The sequence below is a fragment of the Microbacterium sp. 2MCAF23 genome, from assembly GCF_052115565.1.
GTDB lineage: Bacteria > Actinomycetota > Actinomycetes > Actinomycetales > Microbacteriaceae > Microbacterium.
Map to the genome: position 1 here is coordinate 1 of NZ_JBFRGY010000009.1, position 10296 is coordinate 10296.

Genomic DNA, 10296 nt, shown 5'->3' on the forward strand with positions numbered 1-10296 from the left:
CTTCGTCATCAGCTCCGCGGCGCGCACCATCCGCCCTTGCACGACCCGGTCCGACATGTGCAGCACCGCCGCCAACTCCGCTGCAACACTGCGGGCGGCGAGATCCACTGACTCGCCCCGCACCCCGGACGCACCGTCCGCGGCGGCGAAGTCCTCCGCGAGCCGCTGGGCGACCGCGAGGTGTGCTTCCTTCAACGCTTGCAGGCGGGTGATCGTCGCCTCGGTCGTCGCCAACCCGTCCACGAGCGCGGCCAGCACGAGCACCGGATCCACCGGGTCCACCCCGGGATCCAGAACCGTGCCGGTCGAGCTCGTCATACCCCCATTCAACCCGGGGCCACCGACATTCCAGGCTCGGAAAGAGCCAGATCAGATCCCGAAAAGATCACAAACGGGTCACCGAATCCGATGGTCACATCCTGGGGTCCGAGCGCCCTGAGCGTCTCGCGAACGATGCTCACGGCGTGGCCTTCGACGATCGCGACGCGGCTATCGATCCGGCGCCGCCTGTGCTGCAGGGACTCACCCTAGGCTTGGTCCGTGGCGGAACCGATGATCCAGGGCAGCACGGCGCATGAGATCGCCGACTCGATCCGCGCCCAGATCGGATCCGGCGTGCTCGCCGTGGGGGAGGGGCTGCCCACCGTGCGCGCCCTCGCCGACCGCCTCGGAGTGAACCGCAACACGGTCGCCGCCGCCTACCGTGCGCTCGCCCGGGCCGGTGCCGTGGAAAGCCGCGGTCGCGGTGGCACCGTGGTCGCGGGACCCGTGCGCACGGAGGAGGAGGGCTTCGCAGCGGAGACCGTGCTGCGCGACCTCGGCAGCGGCAACCCGGATCCGGATCTGCTGCCCCTTCCGGTGCTCGCCGAGGTCGACCTGCGCACGCCGGCGCTCTACGGCGACGCGCTCATCGACGAGGGGCTGCGCACCTGGGCGACGCGGTGGCTGGCGGAGGCGCAGCCGCGCGGCGCGGAACTGTCCGTGACCTCGGGCGCGGTCGACGCGCTGGAGCGTCTCCTCGTGGCCTCGCTCGCCCATGGCGACGTGGTCGGACTCGAGGACCCGTGCTTCCTCTCCAGCATCAACGTGGTCCGACTCGGCGGGTACCGCCCTGTCGGCATCCCCCTCGACGAGGAAGGCATCACGGTCGCCGGGCTGCAAGCGGCGATCGACGCGGGCGCCCGCACCGTGGTGTGCACGCCTCGGGCGCACAACCCCACCGGCATCAGCCTGAGCGCGGAGAGGGCGGCCGAGCTCCGCGCGGTGTTCGCGGAAGCGCCGCACGTGCTCATCATCGAAGACGACCACTACTCCCTGCTCTCGCGACGGCCGTACCACTCCGTGATCCCCGACGGGCATCCGCGCTGGGCGCTGGTGCGGTCGATGTCGAAGTTCCTCGGTCCGGATCTGCGCCTCGCGCTGCTCGCGTCGGATCCGGACACTGCGGCTCAACTGCGCACTCGGCTCTCGCCCGGCAAGACCTGGGTGAGCCGGATCCTGCAGCGGGTCGCCGTCGGCATGCTCGATCATCCGGACACACCGGCGGCGCTCGAGCGCGCCGGAGCGCACTACGCCGAGCGCGGCGATGCCCTGCGCGCGCTGCTGCGCGAGCGCGGCATCACGGTGCGCGGCGACGACGGTCTGAACGTCTGGGTGGAGTGCGGCGTCGACGGCCGCGCCGTGTCCGAGGCGATGATGCGCCGCGGCTGGCTGGTGCGCACGGGCGGCGGATTCCTGCTCGAGCCGGACGAGGCCTCGCCGCAGATCCGGCTCACCGCGCACACCCTCGGCGACGCCGAGCTGCGCACCCTCGCCGACGACCTGCAGGCCGCGATCGCCGACGCGCGCCGGCGCTGAGGGGATCCGGGCGCCATAACCGCCGCCGCTAGGATTCCTGCGTGGCTAACCGCAAGACCAAGAAGACCGCACCCGCGTCCGCTCGCCCCGTGACGCGCGCCCGCTCCGGCAACCCCGCGAAGCGCCCGGTCGAGCAGCTGCCGCCGGTCACCCTGGGCGACTGGATCGGCGCCGCCCGTCCGCGCACCCTGCCCCTGGCGATCGCTCCGGTGCTGGTCGGCACGGGGGCCGCGCGGCTGGGGGATCCGCAGTTCCACTGGGTGATCGCGCTCGCGTGCCTCGCGGTCGCCGTGTGCCTGCAGATCGGCGTGAACTTCACGAACGACTACAGCGACGGCGTGCGCGGGACCGACGCGCACCGGGTCGGCCCCGCACGCCTCACCGCCTCGGGCCGGGTGAGCGCCAAGAGCGTGCTGTACACCGGGCTCGCGTTCTTCGCGCTCGCGGCGATCGCGGGCCTCGGCATCACGATCCGCACCCAGCAGTGGTGGCTGATCGCGGTCGGCGCGGTGTGCATCGTCGCCGCCTGGTTCTACACCGGCGGCAAGCGCCCCTACGGCTACAACGCGCTCGGCGAGGTCTTCGTCTTCGTGTTCTTCGGGCTGGTGGCGACGCTGGGCACGACCTGGGTGCAGTCGCTGAAGCTGCCGCAGGAGGCCTGGATCGGGGCCGTCGCGGTGGGGCTCTTCGCGTGCGCGGTGCTGCTGGCCAACAACCTGCGCGACATCGACCAGGACCGCGTGGTAGGCAAGCGCACGCTGACCGTCCTGATCGGCAAGCGGGCCACGCAGGTCGTGTACACGCTGTTCGTGATCCTGCCGTTCCTCGCCCTCGTGCTGCTCGCCCTGTTCTACCCGGTCGCCTGGGTCGGGCTGCTGGCGCTGCTGGCGTTCCTGCCGGCGCTCGTGATCGTCTGGGCGTACCGGGAGCCCAGGGAGCTCGTGGTAGCCCTGGCGCTCACCTCGCTCGGCACGCTCGCCTATGCCGGAGCGCTGTTCTGGGCGTTCATCTCGCCCACCGTATGAGCGGATCCGGATCCGCTCGGGTGAGCGCCGTCCCGCGCCCGCCCACCGTGTGCATAGGGTCTTTTCGTAGGATTCGGAGCATGCCTCTGAGTTCGTCGCGCCCGTCCGCGCCCACCGGCTCACTCGGTGATGCCGCTCTCGGAGACCGATCGGTGGCACGCTCATCCCGACGTTCGCGCCTTGTCCGGACCACGGCTGCCGTCCTCGGCGTCGCGCTCGCGGCCGGTCTCGCGGCCTGCTCGAGCGATCCCGTGGCCGATCAGTACCGCAACGGCGACAACAAGGGCTACATCGGCTCCGACGGCATGCGCGTCGAGGAGATCAAGCCGGCCGACCGCAGCAAGCCGGTCGCGTTCGCGGGCACTCTCGAGAGCGGTAAGAAGTTCAGCAGCACCGAGATCGCGGGCGATGTCACGGTCGTGAACTTCTGGTACGCCGCGTGCGGCCCCTGCCGCGTCGAGGCGAACGACCTCCAGTCGGTCTGGCAGAAGTTCGACGGCAAGGGCGTCTCGTTCGTCGGCGTGAACACCTACGACCAGGCCGGCACTGCCACGGCGTTCAACGACAAGTACGGTGTCACCTACCCGAGCATCATCGATGTGAACACGGGCGACGCGAAGCTCGCCTTCGCCGAGGTCACCTCGATCCAGGCGACGCCCACCACGCTCGTGCTCGACAAGCAGGGCCGCGTCGCGGCGCGCGTGATCGGCCCGATCGGATCCGCCTCGATCCTGGAGACGCTCGTCCAGGACGCACTGGACGAGAAGGCATGAGCGTGCGCGCACCTCGCACGTCTGTCGTCCCGGTGAGGCCGATGCCGGCGGCTTCCGTCCCGGCGACTCCCGCCCCGCGGAGGTCGCGGGCGTGAACATCGACGCGATCGTCGGATCCGGCGCCCTCTGGGCGGCCCTTCCGGTCGCCATGCTCGCAGGGCTCCTGTCCTTCCTCTCGCCCTGCGTGCTGCCGCTCGTGCCCGGCTACCTCGGGTTCGTCGGCGGTGCGGTCGGCGGATCCGCGCCCCAGCAGGACGGAACCACGAAGGCGCCCACGCGTCGCCAGATGGTGCTCGGAGTGCTGCTGTTCATCCTCGGCTTCACGGTGGTCTTCATCCTCATGGCGGTCGTCGGCGGCACTGCGGGCGTGTTCCTGCTGCGCTGGGGCGACCTGATCACCCGCATCCTCGGCGCGGTCATCATCGTCATGGGCCTCGTCTTCATCGGCGTGTTCGGCTTCGCCCAGCGCACCGTGCGGATGAACGTATCCGGCCGTGCGGGTCTCATCGGCGCCCCGCTGCTCGGCATCGCGCTGGGCATCGGCTGGAGCCCGTGCCTGAGCCCGACGCTCTCGGCGATCGTCGCGCTGTCGGTCAACGTCGGCGATGTGAGCCGCGCGGTGTGGCTGGGCGTCGCGTACTCGCTGGGCCTCGGGATCCCGTTCCTGCTCGTCGCGCTGGGCTTCGGCTGGGCCACGCGCTCGCTGACGTTCCTGCGCCGCCACGTGCGCGTCGTCAACATCGTCGGAGGCGCACTGCTCATCGTGCTGGGACTGCTGATGGTGACCGGCGTCTGGAAGGCGATCATGTCGAGCATCGGGGCGGTGGTCGGCAGTGTCGAACTCCCGCTCTGACTCCTCGTCGACCGTGCTTCGACAGGCTCAGCAACCGCGCGACCGTGCCGAGGCGTCCGCCACCACGACCGTTCGAGCCCTTCGACAGGCTCAGGAACCAAACCGCAGGGACCGGGAATGAACAAGGACAGCTCGAAGAAGGACGCGGGCGCCGATCGTTCGACCGACCCGCTGCGCCCGAGCGACCACATCGACGGCGACGGCGATTCCCGTGGCGACGGCGTCGACTCCCCGAAGCTGAACGTCGTCGGCTGGCTGCGCTGGGGCTGGCGGCAGCTGACAAGCATGCGCACCGCGCTCGTGCTGCTGCTGATCCTCGCGATCGCCGCGATCCCGGGCTCGATCTTCCCCCAGCGGATGGCGGATCCGAACGGCGTCACGCAGTGGAAGGCCGATCATCCGGATCTGTTCCCGATCCTGGACGGCATGCAGCTGTTCGACGTCTACCTGTCGGCATGGTTCTCGGCCATCTACCTGCTGCTGTTCCTGTCGCTGGTCGGCTGCGTGATCCCGCGCATCAAGCACCACCTCAAGGCGCTGCGCGCGCGCCCGCCGCGAACCCCCGTTCGGCTGGCCCGCCTCGACGATCACCGCGTCCTCGAGCGCGCGGTCGCCGGCGATGCTTCGACAGGCTCAGCACAGGCGCGGGCCGCGGCCGAGCAGAGCATCGCGATCGCGGAGAAGCAGCTGCGCGCCCTGCGCTACCGCGTGGAGCGCTACGACGACAAGCGCGGCTTCTCGGTGTCGGCCGAGCGCGGGTACGCCCGCGAGACCGGCAACCTGCTGTTCCACCTCGCCCTGCTCGGGGTGCTGGTCTCGGTCGGCATCGGCGGCAGCTTCGCCTACACCGGTCAGCGCGTGGTCGTGCAGGGCACGAGCTTCGTGAACACGCTGCTGGACTACTCGTCGATGAACCGCGGCCGCTTCGTCTCCGACGATGCGCTCGCGCCCTACCGGATGACGCTGGACTCCTTCGACGTCACCTACCAGCCCTTCGAACAGGGCAAGTCGTCGTCGGGCCAGGCCGGGAACTTCGCCGCGAACGTCACCGTCTCCGAGCCCGGACAGGATCCGCACAAGGCCGACGTGAAGGTGAACCACCCGCTCGGCATCGCGGGAGACCGGGTCTACCTGCTCGGCAACGGCTACGCCCCGACCATCACGGTGCACAACGCCAAGGGCGACGTCGTCTTCCACGACTCCGTGCCGTTCCTGCCGCAGAACAACAGCACGATGATGTCGATCGGCATCGTCAAGGTCGCCGATGGTCTGCCCCAGCAGCTCGGCCTGCAGGGCTTCTTCTACCCGACCTCGGCGAAGCTGACCTCCGGCGCGCTCACCTCGGTCTACCCGGCCCTGGTGAACCCCACGCTGACGCTGAACGTGTTCGCCGGCGACCTCGGCATCGACGACGGGACTCCGCGCTCGGTATACGTGCTGGACACGGGCTCGATGACGCAGCTCACCGGCGGCAAGACCGGGGTGAAGTCGATCGAGCTCGCCCCGGGCGAGACCACCGCGCTGCCGAACGGTATGGGCACCATCACGTTCGACAACGAGGCCCCCAAGGACGCGAAGGACTACACGCAGTCCGTCAAGCGCTACGTCTCGCTGCAGATCCACCACGACCCCTCCGAGCAGTGGGTGCTGGTGTTCGCCGCGCTCGCACTGATCGGACTCGTGCTGGCGCTGTTCGTGCCGCGCCGCCGCATGTGGGTCAAGGCGACCGTGGTCGACGGCCCGGGCGGAGCGAAGACAGTCCGCCTCGAGTACGCCGGTCTCGCACGCGGTGAGGATCCGACCCTCGCCGCCGCCGTCGAGGACCTGCGCGACGGACATGCCCGCCTTCTCGACGCCGACGGCATGACCGCAGCGGTTCCCGAGGAGGGGCCGATTCCTGATGCGGATCCGGTTCCCGGTACGGATCCGGCTGCAGCGGACGTTCCCGACGCCGCCACCCTCGACGAACCAGAGCCCGATGACAGCGGAAATCCGCGGAAGTAGGCTGACAGCATGAACTTCGACTCCCTGTCGATCCTGACGATCTGGACGGCGGTGGCGATCTACGCCGCCGCGTTCATCGCCTACGCGTTCGACCTCGCCAAGCGCTCGCAGCTCGCCGCCGACGCCAAGGCCGTCGTACCGGAGCGCGAACTGGTCGGGGCGACGGTGGGCGCATCGGCGTCCTCACCGGCGCGCACCGCGGGCTCCGCCGGGGCGGGAGCAGGGCCGACCGCCCCGCAGCGCTTCGTCATGGCGCGGATCGGCACGGCGCTGACCTCGCTCGGATTCCTGTTCCACCTCGCCGGCGTTGTACTGCGCGGCATCGCCGCAGGCCGGGTGCCGTGGTCGAACATGTACGAGTTCTCCATGACGGGGACGCTGCTGATCATCGCGGTGTACGTCGGGGTGAACATCTGGTTCGACCTGAAGTACCTCGGCACCTTCATCGTGGGCCTGGTCGTCGTGCTGCTCGGCGGCGCCGCCACCGGCTTCTACGTCGAGGTCGTACCGCTCGCGGATCCGCTGAAGAGCGTGTGGCTGGTGATCCACGTGTTCGTGGCGTCGCTGGGCACCGCGTTCTTCGCGCTCGCCTTCGCGCTCAGCGTGTTCCAGCTCATGCAGGCGCGCCGCGAAGCGAAGATCCTCGCGGACGCGCCGAAGGCGGGCCCGCGCTTCCTCGCGACCCTGCCCTCCTCGGAACGGCTGGAGGGCCTCGCGTACCGGTTCGCGACCGTGGGCTTCATCTTCTGGACGTTCACCCTCATCGCGGGATCCATCTGGGCCAACGACGCCTGGGGCCGCTACTGGGGCTTCGACACCAAGGAGACCTGGACGTTCATCATCTGGGTGCTCTACGCGGGCTACATCCACGCCCGCGCGACGCGGGGCTGGCGCGGATCCCGTTCGGCGTGGCTGTCGATCGTCGGCTTCGCCGCGGTGCTGTTCAACTTCACCATCGTGAACCTGTTCTTCAAGGGCCTGCACGTCTACTCGGGCCTGAGCTGAGCGCGTTGTCCCAGGGGGCCCGGCGGTGACCGCGCGGCGGGCCAGGCTGCGGCCCGGCGCGCTGGCCGTCATCGCCCTGGCCCTGATCGCCACGGGAGTCGTCGTCAGCGGACTCCTGCCTCTCGCGGACGCGGGCGCGCTGGCCGGGCGCACGGCTCCGGTGCTCGGCTTCGTGATCGCGATCACGATCGTCGCCGAGCTCGCGCGTGATGCCGCCGTGTTCGACGTGATCGCACAGCACCTGGCCCGATGGGGGCGCGGCCGGGTGATCGCGCTCTGGGGTGCTGTGATCCTGCTCGCGGTGATCAGCACCATCTTCCTCTCTCTCGACACGACCGCGGTGATCGTCACACCCGTCGTCGTGCTCCTCGCGCAGGGCGTGGGCGGCTCGCCAATGCCGTTCGCGCTCGCGACGGTCTGGCTCGCCAACACGGCCTCGCTGCTGCTGCCGGTGTCGAACCTGACGAACCTGCTCGCCGCGCCGACCATGGGCTCGGATCCGCTCGCCTTCCTCGCGCTGAGCTGGGCACCCGCGCTCGCCGGCGTGCTCGTGCCGGTCGTGATCCTCACCCTCGCGCACCGGCGCACGCTCTTCGGCCGGTACTCGGCGCCTGTGCGGGCTGAGCCCGCCGACCGGGTGCTGTTCGTCGTCTCAGCCGTGGTGCTCGTCGCCCTGCTGCCGCTGCTCGCGCTCGTGCGGGATGTGTGGATCCCGGCCTCGGCCGCCGCCGTGATCCTGATCGTGCTGTTCGCGGTCCGCCGGCGCCGCGCCCTGCGTCTCTCTCTGGTGCCGTGGCAGGCGCTGGGGCTCGCCGCCGCGCTGTTCGTGATCGTCGAGGCTGCTCACGTGCGCGGGCTCGCGGCGCTGCTCTCACCGCTCGCCGCGAGCGGGCACGGTCTGCTCGAGCTGCTGCGCGTGGCGGGCATCGGCGCACTCGCGGCGAACGGCATCGACAACCTTCCCGCCTACCTCGTGCTCGAGCCGATCGCCGGGCATGACCCGGTCGCGCTGATGGCGCTGCTCATCGGCGTCAACCTCGGCCCTCTGGTGACGCCCTGGGCCTCGCTGGCGATCCTGCTGTGGCACCACCGCGTCTCCGCGCTCGGGGTGTCGATCTCGTGGGGGCGCTTCGCCCTGTGGGGTCTCGTCGCCGCAGTTGCCACGGTGGGCGCGGCCGTGCTCGCGCTCGCCGCCGTTTCCTGAATCGCGAATCAGGGTTATCGTCGCGGCATGTGCCGCAACATTCGATGCCTCCACAACTTCGAGCCGCCGACGAACGATGACGAGGTGCGCGAGGCCGCGCTCCAGTTCGTCCGCAAGGTGAGCGGATCCACTCATCCGTCGCGCGCGAACACCCCTGCCTTCGAGCAGGCGATCGACGAGATCGCGCTCGCGACCCGGCGCATGCTCGACCAGCTCGTCACGAACGCCCCGCCCAAGACACGCGAGGCCGAGGCGATCAAGGGGCGCCAGCGGCACGAGAAGCGGATGGAGCGCGAGGTCAGGATCCGCACCGCGAGCGCTTAAAGGATCGGCGTCGCCACGGGCGGGGCCTTTCGCGGGCGGGCTTCCGGCACCGTACGCTCGACGAGAAGCACGACAGTGCAAAAGGGGGCATCATGCGCAGACGTCAGGTGACGATCATCACGGGGGAGCCCGGCCCGGCGGCCGGCGGAGTGCGGATCGAGCCGTTCACGTTCGGCCTCGTCGGCGCGCTCGGCGTTCTGGTCGCGCTGCTGATCGGCGCGATCGTGGGGCAGCTGTCGACGGTGCTCGTGTACATCGGGATCGCACTGTTCCTCGCCCTGGGGCTCGACCCGATCGTGCGAGTGATCGAACGGAAGCTGCCGCGCGGAGCGGCAGTGGCGATCGTGGTCATCGTCGTGGTGCTGGCCTTCGCCGGCATCCTGCTGGCGATCGTTCCGATCGTGGTGCAGCAGATCGCCCATCTCGTCGAGACCGGACCGAAGATGATCGATGACATGCTGCGCAGCGACTGGTACCGGCAGCTCGCCGCGCAGTACGGCGACTCGTTCAGTCAGGCCGTGGACGGGATCGCGAAGTTCTTCAAGGATCCTGGCAACATCACCAAGATCGGCGGCGGAGTGCTCGCGGTCGGCGCCGGCATCGCGGGCGGCTTCACCGGCTTCACGATCGTGCTGATCCTGACGCTGTACTTCATGGCCTCGCTGCGCACCATGAAGCGCACGGCCGCCCGGTTCGTGCCCGCCTACCGGCGCCCGCGGTTCACGGAGATCGTCGAGGATGTCTCGGGCGCGGTCGGTCGTTACGTGATCGGTCAGGCGAGCCTGGCGCTCATCAACGGCGTGCTGAGCCTGTTCTTCCTCACGATCATCGGGGCGCCGCTGCCGGCTCTGCTCGCCCTGATCGCGTTCATCGGATCGCTGATCCCGCTGGTGGGGACCCTGTCCGGATCCATCATCATCTCGCTCATCTGCCTGTTCGTCTCGCCGGTGACGGCGCTGATCGCGTTCGCGTACTACCTCGTCTACATGCAGATCGAGGCCTACGTCATCAGCCCGCGCATCATGAGTAAGGCGGTGGCCGTTCCCGGTGCGCTCGTCGTGATCGCCGCCGTCGGCGGCGGCGCACTCGGCGGGATCCTCGGTGCGCTGGTCGCGATCCCGGTCGCCGCGAGCGCGATCATCATCATCCAGAAGGTGCTCTTCCCCGCGCAGGATGCCAAGGTCGTCGCTCCGGAGGACGCGCGCACGGCGTGAGCGCCTGACGATGCGAAGACAGGCGCGGCCCCGGGGG

At 69.9% G+C, this 10296-nt stretch carries 10 protein-coding genes; 9 read left to right on the top strand and 1 reads right to left on the bottom strand.

Going from position 1 to position 10296, the window contains the following annotated elements; translation table 11 throughout:
- On the bottom strand, positions 1–318 hold a 318-nt coding region (locus tag AB4078_RS10440), incomplete at its 3' end, for a hypothetical protein (protein WP_441977084.1).
- 234 nt (positions 319–552) lie between these two features.
- On the opposite strand from AB4078_RS10440, the gene AB4078_RS10445 reads away from it, so the two are divergent.
- The 9 genes from AB4078_RS10445 to AB4078_RS10485 all read left to right on the top strand — a co-directional run bounded on the left by AB4078_RS10445 (position 553) and on the right by AB4078_RS10485 (position 10259).
- Complete coding sequence (locus AB4078_RS10445) at positions 553–1857, top strand: aminotransferase class I/II-fold pyridoxal phosphate-dependent enzyme (protein ID WP_441977200.1); 1305 nt, start codon at positions 553–555, stop codon at positions 1855–1857.
- A gap of 41 nt (positions 1858–1898) precedes the next feature.
- Complete coding sequence (locus AB4078_RS10450) at positions 1899–2882, top strand: 1,4-dihydroxy-2-naphthoate polyprenyltransferase (RefSeq protein ID WP_440735084.1); 984 nt, start codon at positions 1899–1901, stop codon at positions 2880–2882.
- 152 nt (positions 2883–3034) lie between these two features.
- On the top strand, positions 3035–3655 hold the full coding sequence (locus tag AB4078_RS10455) for a TlpA family protein disulfide reductase (protein ID WP_440735085.1): 621 nt from the start codon (positions 3035–3037) through the stop codon (positions 3653–3655).
- A gap of 91 nt (positions 3656–3746) precedes the next feature.
- A complete protein-coding gene (locus AB4078_RS10460) occupies positions 3747–4508 on the top strand; it encodes a cytochrome c biogenesis CcdA family protein (protein ID WP_441977085.1) in 762 nt (253 codons plus the stop codon).
- 117 nt (positions 4509–4625) lie between these two features.
- Positions 4626–6512, top strand: coding sequence for a cytochrome c biogenesis protein ResB (resB, locus tag AB4078_RS10465; RefSeq protein ID WP_441977086.1), 1887 nt, complete (start codon positions 4626–4628; stop codon positions 6510–6512).
- A gap of 9 nt (positions 6513–6521) precedes the next feature.
- Complete coding sequence (ccsB, locus tag AB4078_RS10470; protein WP_441977087.1) at positions 6522–7517, top strand: c-type cytochrome biogenesis protein CcsB; 996 nt, start codon at positions 6522–6524, stop codon at positions 7515–7517.
- 25 nt (positions 7518–7542) lie between these two features.
- The gene (locus AB4078_RS10475; RefSeq protein ID WP_441977088.1) at positions 7543–8721 is read left to right on the top strand and encodes an SLC13 family permease; all 1179 of its coding nucleotides are present in this window, start codon (positions 7543–7545) and stop codon (positions 8719–8721) included.
- Positions 8722–8748: 27 nt separating this feature from the next.
- Positions 8749–9045 carry a DUF2277 domain-containing protein gene (locus AB4078_RS10480; protein ID WP_233310275.1) on the top strand — a complete coding sequence of 99 codons (297 nt, stop codon included), beginning with the start codon at positions 8749–8751 and terminating at the stop codon, positions 9043–9045.
- Between the two features lie 92 nt (positions 9046–9137).
- Complete coding sequence (locus AB4078_RS10485) at positions 9138–10259, top strand: AI-2E family transporter (protein ID WP_441977089.1); 1122 nt, start codon at positions 9138–9140, stop codon at positions 10257–10259.
- The last annotated feature ends 37 nt before the right edge of the window (positions 10260–10296 follow it).